The sequence below is a fragment of the Pseudomonas sp. E45-MNA-CIBAN-0222 genome (assembly GCF_040310405.1).
GTDB lineage: Bacteria > Pseudomonadota > Gammaproteobacteria > Pseudomonadales > Pseudomonadaceae > Stutzerimonas > Stutzerimonas stutzeri_AC.
The window spans coordinates 1-17310 of the sequence record NZ_JBEOPU010000012.1; the positions used below are offsets into that span (position 1 = coordinate 1).

Here is a 17310-nt window from a genome sequence, read left to right on the forward strand (position 1 = left end):
GGAGCAGTTGAACACCTGGGTCAGTTTTCAGTCGGCAGAACAGCCTCTACTGGGTCAGTTTTCGGTCAGCGGCAACACTTCCAGCTTCAGAACGCTGGCGTCACCGTATTCATGAATTCTGACAATGCGTGCCATCATAGATATCTCGTTTATCAATGGGCCTCGACGTACATCCGGAAGGTATCCGGGCACTCGAAAGGTGACGAAAATTTAGTCATTGGTTGGCGCTAGATAAAGGCCTACGATGGCGCATTACTAGAAACAGAGTGTTTATAATGGATCGCCTGACCCAGATGGCCACGTTCGTCAAAACAGTTGAGCTGGGTTCATTCAGCGCCGCTGCGGAAGACCTGAATCTGTCCCCTCAATTGGTAGGGAAACAGGTGAAAATGCTCGAACAACATCTGGGTGTTTCCCTGCTGCACCGGACTACGCGCAGGCAAAGCCTCACCGACTTCGGCAGGGCGTTCTACCCGCGAGCAAAACTGATCCTTGCAGACATGCAGTCTGCCGAGAACCTGGCCGCCCTCACTCGGGGCACACCAAGCGGCCGCCTTCGCATCAACGCGCCGGTCACGTTCGGAATTCGCACGCTTTCGCCACGCCTGCTGGAATACATGGTTCGGTATCCTCAGGTGTCTGTTGACCTAACGTTATCGAACGAACTGGTCGATATCGTTGATGATGGTTACGACGTGGTATTTCGCATCGGCGAGCTGCTGAGCAGTGGGTTGAAGGCAGTGCCACTGGAGCCCTATCAGATGGTTTTATGCGCTGCGCCGTCCTATCTTGCACGTCGCCCTCCCATCATCAATCCGTGGGATCTACAGCAGCAGGAGTGTCTGGGGTTTACCTATTCTGATGGCCGCTCACACTGGAGCTTCGACAGCCCGGAGGGGCGTATAGATGTTCCTATTACAAGCAAATTAACGATCAATCAAGGTGATCCACTGCTGGCAGCGGCTGTAGCTGGTCTAGGTGTGGTTCTACAGCCGATAGAGTTGGTTAGCGATGCACTGCGCGATGGGACACTGGTGCGTCTGTTGCCGCAGTACCCCGTGCCGAATACCGCAATGCACATCCTCTATACCCCTGACCGAAGAATGACTCCAAAGCTGCGCAGCTTCTTGGAGTTTGCGCGTGAGGCTTTTGGGCAGCGAGGCCCTCTCTAACGCACGAAAATCAATGTCTGCGCTATCCGGTATTCGTAAAGGACGACGATTACCGTGGCTCACCGGATATGACCAAGCACCCCTTGCTGAGGAAGTACCTGCTGGAGCACTTCGCGGCGGAAGTCGAAGAACTGAAGGATGCCGTGTTCGTTGGCCTGGGGCCGCAGGTCCATAAGGTGCTGGACCGCCTGATCCAGGAGCGGGTGAATCGTCCATCCATTTTCGCACCTCGCGATTGAAACCTGGAATCACACCAGGCAATCCTGCTCCATGAACCTCGAACCGCAGTCAAAATAAGACCGTAAATTGAGTTGAGGTGATTATGATCGGGTGCCAACGGGAACACCTTAGAAACCCAAGACGCCTCCCTAGATCATTGGTAACTTCAAACTCAGGAGCGTTTGGCTTCAACGCAGCCTAAACCCAACCGACTGCGGGCAGCTCTACTCGCCAACGCACGCAAAGCCACTCTCACAGATAGGTGACTGCGATGCTTGACAAGGCTCGAAAGGTTCATATACTCGCGCTCACTGTGAGCAATCCAACAAATCAAGGTTTCTTGCATAATGCGCTGAAGCCTTGATTTGGCCGGGATATTGAAGTTTGGGATTCAAATCCCCCCGGCTCCACCAATACAACATCTAAAGACGTCCATGGACGTCTTTTTTTGTGCCTGAAACACAGTAAATAAGCGGCTTCCAGCACTATCACCATCCGATAGCGTCCAGCGACATCTACGTTTTGCTGTATTCCACATGGTATTCCAGGCGTTCCGCTGATATTTTTGGAATACACAACAACATGGAATACATCATGGGTGCCCACGCCACGCGCCTTTCAGACTCCAGAGTCAAAGCAGCCAAGCCAAGGGAAAAGGACTACACGCTGACTGATGGTAACGGCCTTCAGTTGCGAGTGAGAATCAATGGCTCTCGACTATGGAATTTCAATTACATCCATCCCGTGACAAAAAAACGAATCAATATGGGGCTTGGCACCTTTCCCGAGGTGAGCCTGGCCCACCAAACACAAAGCCCCGAGAATCTTGAGATTCTCGGGGCTTTTTCTTTGTGCTGGCGAAAAGGTATGAAGCTCTCAGATAACGGGGTGGAGTAGCTGCCAACAAATGCTTGAGGTTCAAGCGCCCATTTTGCGCAAGATGCCTGGCTCGTCCTCCCGACGCCTCTCATTCCATCACCGCAAAGCCAACCCGCACTATGCTGATTCTGCTACGCCTACCGCACGGCGCGGCGTGGAAAATAAAGCTGTCCCCCTTTAGCCCTTTATCTTCGCAGCGTCGAAAAAGTTTCGACTTACGTACGCTCAACGGCAGCTCCAATCTCGGCAACGTAGATTTTCACCGAGCTATTTGGAAACCGGGCGATGGTATTTACTGCCCAGTGGTACTCGATAAACGGCGCCCGGCTTATCCAGCACTCACCAACGGCAACGTCACCACGAATTCGCTGCCCTTCCCACTGCCCTCGCTCATGCCGACGACCTTGCCGCCGTGCGCTTCGACCAACTCCCGTACGACAGTCAGGCCGATGCCCAGCCCGGACCCGTTGAAGCCGATGGCGTGTTCGTCTTGCACGTAGGGGTCAAAGATGAAAGGCAGCACTTTGGCAGAAATGCCGATGCCGCTGTCGCTGATGCTGATTCTCAAAACGTCAGCATCGACCGTTGCAGCGAGGGCGATTTTGCCGCCGGCTGGTGTGTACTTGGCGGCATTGGCCAGCAAGTTGCCGAGAATCTGTGTGAGGCGAGCCGGGTCTCCGTTTACGAATAGAGCGCCGTTGGGAAGGTGGGTTTCGAAGTGCTGCTGTTTCGCCGTCATCACCGGGCTGCACGCCCCGATGGCATTGTTCAGAATCTCGATCATATCGACGTGCTGGCGCTCGACTCGCAGCTTTCCAGTGCTCACGCGGGAAACATCGAGCAGGTCGTCGACCAGCTTTGAAATATGCCGTACCTGCCCCTCGATCAACTCGCGCATCCGCGGTAGCTGGTCGCTCGGCAGCCGAACCATACGCTCGGCAATCAGGCTGATGGGCGTTAGTGGGTTGCGCAGTTCATGGGCCACCATTGCGAGGATGTTTTTCTGCTGACTCAGTGCGCGCTCTGCGGTGGCATGCAGGTCTTGCGCGCTGAGTGCAGCGAGGACCAGTTGCGCACTCGCTTCACGCAACTCTTGGTACAAACACTGATCCTCCAGGCGCGGGAGGGTTGCAGCGTCTGATTGCGCCAGCAGTATCGCCAAGACCAACTGCTGATTGGCCTCTATCAGTTGCTCGACCTGCTGGGTATCCACCAGTCGATTGCTGGCGTCGCTCAACTGATTTTGCAGCGCGGCCAACACGGCCCGCGCCTCGACGGCCTTTTGCCCAAGCAGGAAGAGCTCGTGAGCGGCATTGGCCACCTCGCGTTCCTCCTTGCCGTCGTTTTCGCTCACGAGTCGGGCTCAAACATTTTTTATGTCCTGCGTGTGGCGGTCCTGCACCCTGTTCGTCGGTCGGCCACCGAGCAGTCCTTCTTGATCCGGCAGCATGTCGCGAATCTGCAGGCCGTTTTCGTCGATGTGGTATTGGCGCAACTCATTGCAGTGCGCGCTGGCCCGTACCTTGACCACCGCCATGATGCGCAGCAAGCGGCTTTCCACTTCAATATAGCGCTGCACGATGATCGCGTCGGTCATGAACGCCGTACCGTAAGGGCTGAAGCGCAAGTCGGTGTAGCGGTCCTCCAGCTCAGAGGTCATCAACACGCTGACCCCGGCCCCCGTCAGCGCCGTGACCATGCGCGACAATGACTCACGGAAGTCCTCTCGGAAGGTCGGCGCCAGCGCCAGTTCGAAGCCCGACAGCGAATCGATTACCACCCGGGTGGCGTTCAGTCGGCTGATCTCGCTCAGGAGTAACTGGACGACTTCGTCGATGGAAAGATCCGGGGCACGGCTGTCCACCAAACCTACCTGCCCGCTCATGATCAGGTTGGCCAACTTGGGATTCTGCGAGTAGCTGGGCCGCTGCTCGAACACGGCGATTACGCCGGTTTCGCCATTGCGCGCGCCTTCGGCCAGGAAGGTCGCGGCCAGAATGCTCTTACCCGAGCCCGACGGTCCTGCTACCAGCAACGAGTACCCCCGAGGCAGGCCGCCACCGAGCATTTCGTCCAAAGCGGGCACGCCCATTTTCAAGCGCTTGATCGGAGATTCAGGTGGCGCATCCACCGAAAGATTGGCGATTGCCGGTGCGAAGACCTTGATCCCCCCAGTGGTGATGCGGAAGGTGTGCAGCCCCGGCAGGGTCGGCTGGCCGCGCATCTTCATGATCTCCATCTTGCGCACCATGGAATTGCGCTCGACGCTCTGGCGTAACCAGATCAGGCCATCGGCCACGGTGAAAATCGGGTTGGTGTCGGTTTCGGTGAAGTACTCACCGATCAGGAAGGTCGTCGCCTGCCAAGTAGTCATCAGCATCCCCAGTTGCTGGATAAACTGCGGCAGGTTGTTGTTCGGGTTGTCCTGGGTCTGGCTGGCCAGAACCACGGAGCGGAATGAGTCGACGAACACCAGCGACGGGGAGTGCGCCTCGACTTCACTGACGATACGCCGCAGCACTTCGTCCAGATCGCCGGCCAGGGTGTCGTCGGCCAGGTTGATGTAGCGAATCGACCGGTTTATCGCTTCGCTGTCGAAGAAGTCGAACTGCTGCTGATAACGCAGCATCTTAAGCGGCGGCTCGCCGAGTACCGTAAAGAACAGCGCCGGGCGTTCAGGCGTCGCCAGGGAAAACATCATCTGGTGCGCGAGGGTGGTTTTGCCGCAGCCAGGCGGACCGGCAATGAGGTTGAACGAAAACTCCGGAAGGCCTCCGCCCAGCACCTCGTCCAGTCCTGGCACGCCGGTGGCCAGACGGTTGATAGCTACTTTGGTGCTCATGGCGAATTTTCCTGCGAAGGGGTTTCACTCAAAGAAGGCTGCCACACGCCACGAAGCAGACGTGCGGTAAGCGAGGGCCCGATCAGCGTGGTCAGCAGCTCGTAGAGAGTAGTCAGCAACATCTCACCGAAAAACTGCGCGTCGGTTTCGTCCTGCTCGACGAGTACGGTTTTGAGTTCAATCAGATCCATCGGCGTCTGCAAATTGTCATACGTGCAGGCCAAACGAGGATGGGTGGATGCACACAGATGCAGGCTGCGGCGATAAAGCGCGATCACGCCTTGCTGACCAATGATGGGCGTAAAGGCTGCGCTTATATCCTGCAGTATCGCGACGATCGCTTCGGCAATTCGTGCAGTGTCAGCATCGGGACCAGCACGGTGCGCCAGAGAAGCTACGATCTGGCGGCTCTCTTCGCTTAGCGTGGACATGGCTGACTACTATCTGATGAGCAGAGCCCGATGGTACACCCTATAGCGCGCTATCGAGTCTCCATCGGGCGCAGCATTGCAAACGCGGTGTTTGCGGAGGGTGGATGGGGCGAAGGACAACGCCGGCGGGCACCGCCCCTAGCGTCGCGCCCCTTGGTTCAGACGCCTGCAGCAAGTGCAGCGCGAGGCCTGCCCTACTCCCTGATTGGCGCGGCAGGGCGATTGAGCCCTGTCGCAGCGCTGCCCTTCTACGCACAGCGTATTGAACCAATCATCCGTAAATCGCCGGCTCCCGATAGTGCCGGGTGCAGGCCTCGCCGTTTTCACGGAACAGATGGCACTTGTCGGCCTTGAGGCCGGCGGCGAAGGTTTCGCCTTCGGTGACGCGCAGGTTGCCGTCGACGCAGAGGGTAATGACGTCCTGCAGGCGTTCCAGGGTGAGGTAGAGCAGGTTGTACTGGCCCAGACGTTCGGCCACGGTGATCTGGCCGTGGAAGGTGAAGTCGGCCTCTTCCGGCATGACGAAATGTTCGGGGCGGATGCCGAGGGTGAGCGGGTCGCCGGGGCTCACCGCGCTGCCGTCCACCGGCAGGGTCAGTGGGTAACCGCTGGGCAGCTCGATGGTGACGGCTTCAGGGCTGGCGGAAATGGCCCGCACCTCGACGAAGTTCATTTGCGGCGAGCCAAGAAAGCCAGCCACGAAACGGTTCTTCGGGTAGTGGTACAGATGCAGCGGTTGGCCGACCTGGGCAATTTCGCCGGCATTGAGCACCACGATCTTGTCGGCCAGGGTCATGGCTTCAACCTGATCGTGGGTCACGTAGATCATGGTGGAGCGGATGCGCTGGTGCAGACGGGCAATCTCGATGCGCATCTGCACGCGGAGAAAAGCATCGAGGTTCGACAGTGGCTCGTCGAAGAGGAAGACCTTTGGCTCGCGGACCATGGTGCGACCGATGGCGACGCGCTGGCGCTGACCGCCGGAGAGGTCCTTGGGTTTGCGTTCGAGCAGCTTTTCCAGTTGCAGGATTTCCGCGACCGCCTCCACGCGGCGCGCGATCTCGCGCTTGTCGACGCTGGCGAGCTTGAGGCCGAAGGCCATGTTCTCGGCCACGGTCATGTGCGGATAGAGCGCGTAAGACTGAAAGACCATGCCCACCGAGCGATCCTTGGGTGGCAGGTCATTGACCCGCTGGTCGCCGATCAGCAGATCGCCCGAGGTGATGTCCTCCAGCCCGGCGATCAATCGCAGCAGGGTGGATTTGCCGCAACCGGATGGGCCGACGAAGACGACGAACTCACCGTCTTCGATATCCAGATCGATATGCCGGGTGATCGGCGTACCGTCGTAACTCTTGCAGATGTCGCGCAGCGTGACACTGGCCATCGTTGTTGTTCTCCGTTGGATGCCGCCATGCACTCTCTATTTGCAGCGGCGGGCTGGCCCACCGCTGCCAACTCGCTTAACCCTCGAGCCGCACGTAGCCGAAACCATGGGCCGGCAGCCGTGCCCATTGCCCATCGTATTCGGCGAAGCTGGCCGGCACGTCCACCAGCGGCACCGCCTGCCCGGGCAGCTCATAGCTGCGCGGCACGTCGCCCAGGTTGAACAGGCACAGCCAGACTTGCTCGCCGAGGCGCCGCTCGAACACCAGCAGGGCGTCGTCATGGTAGACCATGTGGATATCGCCCTCGATCAGCAGGCGCTGCTCACGTCGCCAGCCGAGAAAGCGCCGATAACAGTTGAGCATCGAATGCGGATCGGCTTCCTGCGCCGCCACCGACAGCGAGCGGTGCGAGTCATCCACCGGCAACCACGGCTGGCTCCCGGTAAAGCCGGCATGATGCGCCTCGCTCTGCCACGGCATCGGCGTGCGGCAACCGTCGCGCCCTTTGAATTCCGGCCAGAAGGTAATGCCGTACGGATCGACCAGATCTTCGTAGCGCAGTTCCGCTTCCGGCAGGCCCAGCTCTTCGCCCTGGTACATGCAAACGCTGCCACGCAGGGATAACAACAGTGCCATCAGCAACCGGCCGCGCTCCGGGTCGGGTCGGCCATTGAGCGCCCAGCGCGTCATCACCCGCACCACGTCGTGGTTACCCATGGACCAGCACGACCAACCGTCCGCGAGTTCGCGCTCGATGCCTTCCACGGTGTGGCGGATATAGGCCGGGCTGCACTGCTCGGTGAGCAGGTCGAAGGAATACGCCATGTGCAGCGTGTCGCCGCCGCTGGTGTAGGCGGCCATGGTGCGTAGCGACTCGTCGCAACCGATCTCCGCCACCGAGGAGGCACCGGGGTAACGCTGCAGCAGGGCGCGCAGGCGCCGCAGGAAGCCCATGTTCTCCGGCCGTGTCTTGTCGTAGATATGGCGCTGGTAGGCGTAAGGGTTGTCGATACGCACACCGATGCTGCCTTCGCGAATCTCGGTATTTGGCGGGTTGTCGCGCAGTTCGGCATCGTGGAAGTAGAAGTTCGCGGCATCCAGGCGGAAGCCGTCCACGCCGAGCTTGAGCCAGAACTCCATATCATCGAGCACCTGATCCTGCACGGCCTGGCAGTGGAAGTTCAGGTCCGGCTGGCTGGAGAGGAAGTTATGCAGGTAGTACTGCCGGCGCCGGCTGTCCCAGCTCCAGGCCGGACCGCCGAACACCGACAGCCAGTTGTTCGGCACGGTGCCGTCCGGCTTGGGGTCGGCCCAGACGTACCAGTCGGCCTTTTCGTTGTCGCGGCTGGAACGGCTTTCGACGAACCACTGATGCTGGTCGGAGGAATGGTTTAGCACCTGGTCGATCAGCACGCGCATGCCGCGTTCGTGGCACGCCTCGACCAGCCGGACGAAGTCATCCAACGTGCCGAACAGCGGATCGACACCGCGGTAATCGGCCACGTCGTAGCCGAAATCCTTCATCGGTGAGGTGAAGAAAGGCGACAGCCAGATGGCGTCGACGTTGAGGCTGGCGATGTAGTCCAGCTTGTGCAGCACGCCGGGCAGGTCGCCCACGCCGTCGCCGTTGCTGTCGAAGAAACTACGTGGGTAGACCTGATAGATCACCCCGCCGCGCCACCAATTCTGAAGTTGCTCGGACATGCCACGTTACCTATGAGTGACCAGTGAAGATGTGGCCACTCTAGGTGCGGCAACCGGTCGCAACATCCTCCGGCGGCGGGCTGTTGCAGGCGTAAGGCCTGGGCGTAGACCGCCCGCTTGCCGAGGGCGTAGACAGCGAGCCGGTCAGCGCAGCCGCGCCGGGTTGCCGACCACCGTGGCGCCGGCCGGCACGTCACGAGTGACCACGCTGCCGGCGCCGATCACCGCGTCGTCACCGACCGTCACACCCGGGAGGATGATCGCCCCGCCGCCAACCCAGACGTTGCGGCCGATATGGATCGGCCGGCCGAACTCCACGCCCGTGCGGCGCGCCTCGGGGTCACGCGGGTGATCGGCGGTGTAGAGCTGCACCGCCGGGCCGATCTGCGCACCGGCGCCAATATGCACCTCGACCACATCGAGAATCACGCAGTTGAAGTTGAGGAAGGCGCCTTCGCCCAGATGGATGTTGTAGCCGTAGTCGCAGTGGAACGGCGGGCGGATCACCGCGCCGGCACCGACCGCAGCCAGCCGCTCGGCCAGCAGCGCCCGACGCTCGTCCGGCGAGGCCGCGAGCGCCGCGTTGTAGCGCACCATCCAGGCCTTGGCAGCGGCCTGATCGGCGAGGATCTCCGGGTCACCGGGGTAGTACAGCTCGCCGGCCAGCATCTTCTGCTTCTCGCTCATCGCCATGGCAACGCCTCCATCTCTGAAGGCCCGAGGGTGCCACAGCCTGGCGCTGCGCTCCTCCTCCCCCGCCCGGCGGCGAGCGGGCGAGGCGATGGACGGTTCGGCCCGGCGCCTTCGCATCCACCGGCGGGCTCGACTAGGGTTGATGCACCGTCCAATCGCCTCTGGAGCACTGCCTGTGAAACTGATCGGTCGCTACATGTCGCCTTTCGTCCGCCGCGTCGGCGTCAGCCTGCATCTGTTGGACGTACCATTCACCAACGAACCGCTCAGCGTCCTGACGGATAGTCTGAAGATTCGCGGATACTCGCCGCTGGGTCGCTTGCCGGCGCTGGTGCTGGACGATGGCCAGGTGCTGATCGACAGCAACGCCATTCTCGATTATTTCGATCAGCAGGCGGGCGCCGAGCGCGCACTGCTGCCGCTGTCCGGCCCCCAGCGCAGCGAGGCGATGAACCTGCTGGCCTTCGCCGTCGGTGCCTGCGAGAAAACCGTGGCGGCCTACTACGAACGCGATCGGCGGCCAGAAGGGCTGGTCTGGGACGACTGGTATCGTCATTGCGAAGATCAGGCGCGCGGCGCACTGGCATTGCTGGACGCACGCCAGGCCGAGCGCGGCGAGCGACCATTGCTGGGCGAGCGCATGGGCCAGGTGGATATCAGCGCGGTGGTCGCCTATGACTTCGCCCGTATCACCCTGCCCGACACGCTGGCGCCGGACGGCGCCTTTCCGCATCTGACCTCAGCGTCGCAGCGCGCCAACACCCTGCCCGCCTTCTTCCAAACGCAATGGAAGGGCTAAGCGGCGCCCTGCAGCCCAAGCGCTATCGGCGCACTGCCGGTGAGCTCAGCGCGGCGCGCGAACCTGGGCCACTACCTCGTCCAGGGTCGGGTTGGCCTTGCCCATGCCATTGAAGAACACGGCGGGAATACCACCATTGAGCACCGCGACGGTGCGCTGCAGCTGCGCCTGCTGCTCAGCGTTGGGGTTGCTCGTCTCGGTACTGAAGTGGCTGAAGCGCTGCACCGCGATGCCCATGCGGGACAGCCCGGCCGCCAGCTCGTCGGCCCGCCGCGCTTCATCAGAAGGACAGTTGACCGGCGCAAAAACCATCACCACGCCCGGGCGCGCACCACCGGGCATCGCCACCGAGATGAACCCCGAGGGGCTGCTTGTCGTGCTTGCCTGGAGCAATGCCTCCTGCTGATGGCCGCTCCACAGTTTGTAGCCGAGACCCAGGACGGCGGCGATAAACAGCACGCGGGCCAGGCTCATGGGCGGCCTCCGTCGTGCTGTGCTGCGCCGAGCGGGCGCCGGCCGGTTCGTTGAGCTGTCGTTATCATCCGCCACATCCCTGTTGTGCTGTACGGCCCGCGAGCATAGCCGGTCGCATCGGCGGCGGCGAGCGGGCCTAGTCGCCCTGAATCTTGCTCAGCAGGTCGCGTGCCAGCTGCACCGCTTCGCTGCGATGGGCGATGTTGAGCTTCTGGTAGAGGCTGCGGATGTGCGTCTTGATGGTGGTGGGCGCGACGTTGAGGTGATCGGCGATCTGCTCGTTGGACTGCCCGGCGTGGATCAGGCTGAGCACCTGCCATTCGCGCCGGGTCAGCGGTGAGCGGCGGATCAGCTCGGGTACGTCGGGACGGTTGATGATGTCCTGGATCACCGCCTCGTCGAGGGTGATGCGGATGGCGCGACTGAAGTCGCGCTGCTGCTGCGCCAGCTGGATCAGCCGCGTGGCACGCTGGGCTTCCGGCTCGTCGAGGGTGCGCTCATGCAGCAGGCACTTGAGCATGCCGATGATCGGCTTGCCGACTCGCAGGAAGCTGCCGATTGCGCCGCTACCGCTGGCCAGGGACATGGCGCGCTGCAGGTGATCCAGCGCCTGCTGGCGTTCTTCACGCAGCCAGTGCAGCTGCGCCAGGAGGATGTGGTTGCGATTGCGGTCCATCAGCAGACCGTGACACTCGGCGTCGGTCAGCAGCTGGCGCAGGATGGGCAGCGCGCTGTCCAGCTGCCCCAGCGCCACATGGGCACGGGCGTGGTTGCGCGCGTTGAGCTGGGAAAAGTGGTTGGCACCGGCACTGACCGGCGGCGCGCTGATCAGCCATTGGCGAATCGCCTCGCGATCCTGGCTGGAATCCCAGTAGGCAAGCATCACCGCATGGGCGTTGGCCAGCCAGTCGATGTGGTAGCGGTCATCGGCGAGCATCGTTTGCATCTGGCTAATGTAATCGGCACAGGCATTCTGCTGGCCGCGGGCGTAGGCGACGCCGGCCAGCAGTGCGTGGCTCTGTAGGCGCCAGCGCTGGTCACCAAGTTCGTCGAGAATCTGGATGCCCTGCAGCGCGCACTGCTCGGCGGCATCCAGCTGATGCCACTCCAGCAGCACCTGACCGCGTATCCGGTAGATGAACTCGACAATCGGCGTGGCCTGCAGGTTCTGCTGTTCGATGTACTGGATGGCCCTTTCCTGCAGCGTGTAGGCCTTCTGCAGATGCCCCTGGGCGATGGCGATTTCAGACAGTTGGCCAAGGTTCCACACCACCAGATGCGAAGCATTGATCTCCCGTGCGCGACGCTCGGCTTCCTCGTACTGCTTCTGCGCCTGCGGCAGTGCCCCCTGCACGAAATGCGCCTCGGCTAGCCCTGACATCGCTGCCACGCGCGAGGTGCGCATGATCAGCGGTTCGCGGGTCAGCGCCTCCTGAGCCAGTGCGATGGCGCGTTGTTCATCGCCCTGGTTCATCGCCACCTGCGCCCGGACGGCATTGAACTCGCAGACAATGCGCGCCCAATCCTGTTCGGAGCAGCTGCGCTGCAGGGTCAGCTCGCTGGCCTTGAACCAGCGCTCGACGTGATCGAACTGATAGGAGTTCTGCGACACCCAGGCCTGCAACAGGGTTAGCAGCGGCGAGCCGGCGATTACCGGCTCCGGCAGGGTTTCCAGGCATTGCTGCAATAGCCCGAGACGGCCCTGACGATAGAAGGCGCGCCCGTGGCGCTGCAGAATTTCCGCGACCTGCTGCGGATCACTCGCCTGCACCGCGTGCCGTGCGGCCTCTTCGGGCATGTTCTCGGCCAGTAGCGCCTCGGCGGCACGCAGATGCAGCTGATTGACCCGCTGCGGCTGGTGGGTGCGCAGCTCGCCCTGCAGGAACACGGCGAACAATGGGTGATAGCTGTACCAGCGACGCAGGCTGTCCAGCGGCTGGATGAACAGCCCGCTGCGCTCGAGCCGCTCGAGCATTTCGCGGCCGTGACAGGCCTCGGTCAGACGATCGGCCAGGGCGGCGTCGAAGCGGTCGAGCAGGCAGGTCGCCTCGAGAAAACCGCGCAGGTCCTCGGGCAGCCCCTCGATTACCTGTTCGCGCATGTAGTCGCGGATATCGGGGTGGCCAAGCAGCAGGTTTTCCAGAAACAGGTCCATGCCGCGGCTGGTCTGCACTTCCTGCAGCGCCAGCTGCAGTGCGCAGGGCCAGCCACCGATGCGGCGGTTGAGCCGTTCGACCTGCTCGCGGTTGATGTTTACCGGCACGCCCAGCTCCAGCAGGGCCTGCACCTCGTCGTCCTCGAACGCCAGCTGGCGGGCATCGAGCAGCAGCAGCTGATGCTTGACCCGCAGCTCGGCAACGCCAAGCTCCGGCAGCCGGCGGCTGCACACCAGCAACGTCATCCAGCAGGGCATATGCCGCAGGAAGAAGCGCAACCCGGCGATCAGCTCACGCTCGTGCAGCACTTCAAATTCATCGAGCACGATCAGGATCGCCTCGTGCTCGCCCGGCAGTTCGGCCAGCAGTTGAGTGAACAGCGCATCCAGCGAGACCTGGCCCAGCTCGGCGAGTGCAGCGGATAGCGGGCAACCGGCATCGAGCTGGCGGTCCAGCGCCTGGGTCAGGTAGCGGCCGAACTGCAGCGCCAGGTTGTCGCTGGCATGCAGCTGTAGCCAGGCGACGCGGCCATCGAAGGCCCGCGCCCATTGCGCTGCCAGGGTGGTTTTGCCGAAGCCGCTGGCCGCATGCAGCACGGCCAGGCGTACCTGCGGCAGGCGCAGCTGCCACTCGTCCAGTCGTGGGCGTTCGAGCAGACCTGGCGGCAGCATGGGGATCGCCAGCTTGGTGGGGATCAGCGGCAGCAAGGCTGGCATCGAGGCATTCATGGACGGCTCCCTGTTCTCGTTATTGTTCTCGTCGTGGCCTGGCGAACCGGCTCGCATAGCTTCCGCTCCCCGGTCTGGCGCCTGTTTCGCTATATCCTTCAGCCCTTCACGCCGCCCGCGGTAAGACCGCCGACGATCCACTTCTGGCAGTAGAGGAACACCGCGGTGATGGGTATCCCGGAGAGCACCGCCGCCGCGGCGAAATCACCCCACAGGTAGTTTTGCGGGTACAGGTACTGCTGGGCACCCACCGACAGGGTCAGCTTGTCCACGTCCATCAGCAGCACCGAGGCGATGGGGTACTCGGTGACACTGGTGATGAATGCCAGGATGAACACCACCGCCAGGATCGGCACGCTCATCGGCAACAGGATATGGAAGAACGCCTGCCAGGTGGTCGCGCCATCTACGATGGCGGCTTCCTCCAACGAGGCATCGATGCTCTCGAAGTAACCCTTGATGGTCCAGATATGCAGTGCCATGCCGCCCAGCGAGGCGACGATCACCGCGCCGTGGCTGTTCACCCCGAGCCAGCTGACGTGCTGACCAAGCTGGTCGAACAGCGCGTAGATGGCCACCAGCGAGAGTACCGGCGGAAACATCTGAAAGATCAGCATGCCTTTGAGGATCGGCGCTTTGCCGCCGAAACGCATGCGTGCGAAGGCGTAGGCGCTGGTGGTCGACAAGAGCAGGATCAGCACCGAGCTGACCAGCGCGATCTTCACCGAATTCCACAGCCACAGCAGCACCGGGAATGGCGGCTGGGTGACGCTGCCATCCTCGTGGGTGTAGGGGATGCCCAGCGCCAGCGACCAGTGCTCCAGCGTCGGGTTCTCGGGGAAAAGGCTGCCGGTGGCGAAGTTACCCTCGCGGAAGGAAATCGAGATCACCATCAGCAGCGGAAAGAGGATCACCGCAACGAACGCCAGCAGCGCCGCGTGGGTTGCCCACAGCCGGTAACGGGCGGATTTGGGTTGCACCATGGCCATGCGGTTCTCCTTATACCTTCACTTTCGAGAGTTTGAGGTTGAGCAGCGCCATGGCGCCCACCAGCAGGAAGATCATCGTGGCGATCGCCGCGGCCAGGGCGAAGTCCTGCCCGGAGTCCTGGAAGGCGATGCGGTAGGTGTAGCTGACCAGCAGGTCCGTGGTGCCGGCCGGCGTGGTCGCGCCGATGATGTCCGGGCCGCCGCGGGTCAACAGCGTGATCAGCACGAAGTTGTTGAAGTTGAAGGCAAAGCTTGCGATCAGCAGCGGCATCAGCGGCTTGATCAGCTGCGGCAGGGTGATGCGCAGCAGGTTGTCCAGCGGACTGGCGCCGTCGATCGCCGATGCCTCGTACTGGTCCCGCGGGATGGCCTGCAGCAGCCCCATGCACAGCAGCAGCATGTACGGGTAGCCGAGCCAGGTGTTGACGATGAGAATCATCGTGCGCGCCAGGGCCGGGTCGCTGAACCAGTCCGGGCGCATGCCGAACAGGCTATCGAGCAGCAGGTTGATCTCACCGAAGTTCTGGTTGAACAGGCCGCGGAACACCAGGATGGAAATGAATGCCGGTACCGCATACGGAAGGATCAGCATCAGCCGGTAGAAGGCCTTGCCGCGCACCAGTTCCCACTGCAGCAGGCTGGCCAGCACCAGGCCCAAGGCCAGCGTGAAGACCACCGTCAGACCGGCGAAGGCGAAGGTCCAGGCGAAGATCTGCATGAAGGGTTCGCGGATGCTCGGCTCGGTCAGCACCCGGGAGAAGTTGGCGAAGCCGGCGAACACGGTGAAGCCCGGTGGCACAGCCTTGCCGGTTTCGTCGACATAGAAGCCGCGCTCCATGTCGGCGGTCAGCCGCGCGCCAGTGCGGTTGTCGACCAGCACGCCGGGGCCATCCTGCCGATATTGTGGCTCCACCGCCGCCACCTCGCGCAGCCCGTACAGCCGCAGCAGGCTGCCGTCCGGGGCCTGCATCACCCACTGTTCCAGCGCCTTGCGTCGCTGTATCACCTCGCGCAGCGCCAGCGCATCGCCCAACTCACCAGCGGCTTCGGCCGGTTGCAGGGAAAGCGGCGCATCGACGTCTGGCTCTCCGGTCAACGGCGGGCTGACGAACACGCCCTGCTCGCCCTTGTCGATGCGCAAGCGCTCGCCATCAGGACTTTGATGCAGCGTAAAACGGAAGCGCTCGCCGGCCAGGTAGGTCTGATTGAGGTGATAACGCTCGACCTGTGCCTGGCTCAGCAGATGGCTGCCGCTGTAGTTGGTAAAGCCGATGCCCACGGTGTAGAGCAGCGGGAAGATCACGAACACCAGCATCCCCGCCACCGACGGGAAGATGTAGCGCTGCGCGTACATGCGCCGGTTGATGAACAGGTAGCTGGCGATGCCCGAGACCACCAGCCCGAGCAGGGCGAATGCCATCTGCCCCTGAACGTAGAGGGCAACCACCAGATACAGCGCAAAGGCATTGAAGGCCAGCCAAAGCAGCCAGCGCAGGCCTGTGGTCACGGGGCGGGGCAGGCCCCAGGGAGTCGAACGGGTCATGGCAGGGCTGGGCAACTCGGCACGGGCATTCACGGGAGAAGAACCTATATGAACGGAGCTTAGTCTGCCGGCACGCCTGTGCAGGCGGCCGGCGACGGGTTCAACGGGTGATGCGCTTGGCGGCATCATCCAGCGCGGCATCGACGTCCTGTCGGCCGGAGGTGATGTTGGTCAGCGCAGCGGCCATGGATGACCAGAACGCCCCCATCTCCGGCACGTTGGGCATCGGCTCACCCATTTGCGCGTTCTCGAAGGTCGCCTTGATGTGCGGGTTGGCGGACAGCTCTTCCATATAGGCCGTGTTGGCCACCGCGCCCAGCGGCACGTCGGCGTTCACGGTCTTCAGCCCCTCGACCTGCAGCAGGTAGTTCTCGAGGAACTCCACGGCCAGATCCTTGTTCGGGCTTGCGGCGTTGAGCAGCGCAGCCGCGACGCCGACGAAGGGCTTGCCCGGCTCGCCGTCGACTCCCGGAATCGGTGCTACGCCGAAGTCGATGCCACTCTTCTCGATGTTCGACCAGGCCCAGGGGCCGCTGATCATCATCGCCGAATCGCCTTTGTTGAACGCCGCCTCAGCCACGCTGTAGTCGGCACCCTTGGGCATTGCACCCTTGTCGATCAGGTCGCGCAGCACCTGCGCACCGGCCTTGGCGCCAGCGTTGTTAACCCCGGTGGACTTGACGTTGTAACCGCCATCGGTCTGCTCGAACACGTAGCCGCCCTTGGCCGAAAGTAGCGGCCAGGTGAAATAGGTGTTGTTGTAGTCCCAGAGAATGGCGCGCTTGCCTTGGGCGGCGAGCTTCTCGTTTAGCGCGAGAACGTCATCGAAGGTCTTCGGCGGGGTGTCCACCAGCGCCTTGTTGTAGATCAGGCCGATGGTTTCCACCGAAATCGGGTAGCCCCACAGCTTGTTGTCGTAGGTCACCGCCTGCCAGGAGAAGTCGGCGATGCCGGACTTGGTGTCGGCGCTGGGGGTGACTGGGGTGAGCAGGCCGCTCTTGGCCCATTCGCCAATGCGGTCATGGGCCCAGATGAAGATGTCCGGGCCATTGCCGGTGGCTGCGGCCTGCTGGAACTTGTCGGTGGCGCTGTCGGGGTGGGCCACTTCGACAGGAATGCCGGTTTCGGCGGTGAACTTCTTGCCGACTTCGGCCAGGCCTTTATAGCCCTTGTCGCCGTTGATCCAGACGACCAGCTTGCCTTCCTCGATCGCCGCCAGCGCCGGTAGCGGCAGGCTGAAGGTGGCCGCCAGGCCGACGGTGGCGATACACCAGAATTTCTTGTTCATGCTTC

Annotated in this window: 14 protein-coding genes and 1 pseudogene; 4 read left to right on the plus strand and 11 right to left on the minus strand. The window is 62.2% G+C overall.

Annotation, left to right across the window (positions count from 1 at the left end; translation table 11 throughout):
• Nucleotides 1–275 precede the first annotated feature (275 nt).
• The 3 genes and pseudogenes from AAEZ08_RS17260 to AAEZ08_RS17270 form a co-directional block, all read left to right on the plus strand.
• Entirely contained in the window at nt 276–1172 is an 897-nt protein-coding gene (locus AAEZ08_RS17260) for a LysR family transcriptional regulator (protein WP_500124767.1), read from the plus strand.
• 68 nt (nt 1173–1240) lie between these two features.
• Nucleotides 1241–1411: a hypothetical protein gene (locus AAEZ08_RS17265; RefSeq protein WP_301619111.1), complete on the plus strand. Its 171-nt coding sequence runs from the start codon at nt 1241–1243 to the stop codon at nt 1409–1411.
• 574 nt (nt 1412–1985) lie between these two features.
• Nucleotides 1986–2192 (plus strand): annotated as a pseudogene (locus AAEZ08_RS17270) (integrase arm-type DNA-binding domain-containing protein); the annotation flags it as partial.
• Between the two features lie 406 nt (nt 2193–2598).
• Here the strand turns inward: AAEZ08_RS17270 and AAEZ08_RS17275 are convergent.
• From AAEZ08_RS17275 to AAEZ08_RS17300, 6 genes are all read right to left on the minus strand, one after another.
• Nucleotides 2599–3624, minus strand: coding sequence for an ATP-binding protein (locus tag AAEZ08_RS17275; RefSeq protein ID WP_181067360.1), 1026 nt, complete (start codon nt 3622–3624; stop codon nt 2599–2601).
• 9 nt (nt 3625–3633) lie between these two features.
• The gene (locus AAEZ08_RS17280) at nt 3634–5112 is read right to left on the minus strand and encodes an ATPase domain-containing protein (protein ID WP_500124768.1); all 1479 of its coding nucleotides are present in this window, start codon (nt 5110–5112) and stop codon (nt 3634–3636) included.
• The gene (locus AAEZ08_RS17285; RefSeq protein WP_500124769.1) at nt 5109–5543 is read right to left on the minus strand and encodes a hypothetical protein; all 435 of its coding nucleotides are present in this window, start codon (nt 5541–5543) and stop codon (nt 5109–5111) included. Before AAEZ08_RS17285 ends, AAEZ08_RS17280 begins: the two co-directional genes overlap by 4 nt.
• Before the next feature lie 271 nt (nt 5544–5814).
• Entirely contained in the window at nt 5815–6930 is a 1116-nt protein-coding gene (gene malK / locus AAEZ08_RS17290; RefSeq protein WP_122098100.1) for a maltose/maltodextrin ABC transporter ATP-binding protein MalK, read from the minus strand.
• Nucleotides 6931–7006: 76 nt separating this feature from the next.
• Nucleotides 7007–8635: an alpha-glucosidase gene (locus tag AAEZ08_RS17295; protein ID WP_500124770.1), complete on the minus strand. Its 1629-nt coding sequence runs from the start codon at nt 8633–8635 to the stop codon at nt 7007–7009.
• A gap of 144 nt (nt 8636–8779) precedes the next feature.
• Nucleotides 8780–9328: a sugar O-acetyltransferase gene (locus tag AAEZ08_RS17300; RefSeq protein WP_500124824.1), complete on the minus strand. Its 549-nt coding sequence runs from the start codon at nt 9326–9328 to the stop codon at nt 8780–8782.
• Nucleotides 9329–9503: 175 nt separating this feature from the next.
• Here AAEZ08_RS17300 and AAEZ08_RS17305 point away from each other — a divergent pair, with 175 nt between their 5' ends.
• A complete protein-coding gene (locus AAEZ08_RS17305; protein WP_500124771.1) occupies nt 9504–10127 on the plus strand; it encodes a glutathione S-transferase family protein in 624 nt (207 codons plus the stop codon).
• A 45-nt stretch (nt 10128–10172) separates the two neighbouring features.
• Here AAEZ08_RS17305 and AAEZ08_RS17310 read toward each other — a convergent pair whose 3' ends face one another.
• From AAEZ08_RS17310 to malE, 5 genes are all read right to left on the minus strand, one after another.
• Nucleotides 10173–10601 (minus strand): hypothetical protein, encoded by a 429-nt coding sequence (locus AAEZ08_RS17310; RefSeq protein WP_500124772.1) that lies wholly within the window; start codon nt 10599–10601, stop codon nt 10173–10175.
• A gap of 136 nt (nt 10602–10737) precedes the next feature.
• Nucleotides 10738–13485, minus strand: a complete 2748-nt coding sequence (gene malT, locus AAEZ08_RS17315; protein WP_500124773.1) for an HTH-type transcriptional regulator MalT — start codon at nt 13483–13485, stop codon at nt 10738–10740.
• A 98-nt stretch (nt 13486–13583) separates the two neighbouring features.
• Nucleotides 13584–14474 (minus strand): maltose ABC transporter permease MalG, encoded by an 891-nt coding sequence (gene malG, locus AAEZ08_RS17320; protein ID WP_038663183.1) that lies wholly within the window; start codon nt 14472–14474, stop codon nt 13584–13586.
• Between the two features lie 10 nt (nt 14475–14484).
• On the minus strand, nt 14485–16050 hold the full coding sequence (malF, locus tag AAEZ08_RS17325) for a maltose ABC transporter permease MalF (RefSeq protein WP_177333428.1): 1566 nt from the start codon (nt 16048–16050) through the stop codon (nt 14485–14487).
• 67 nt (nt 16051–16117) lie between these two features.
• Nucleotides 16118–17305, minus strand: a complete 1188-nt coding sequence (malE, locus tag AAEZ08_RS17330) for a maltose/maltodextrin ABC transporter substrate-binding protein MalE (RefSeq protein WP_038663189.1) — start codon at nt 17303–17305, stop codon at nt 16118–16120.
• Between the last annotated feature and the right edge of the window lie 5 nt (nt 17306–17310).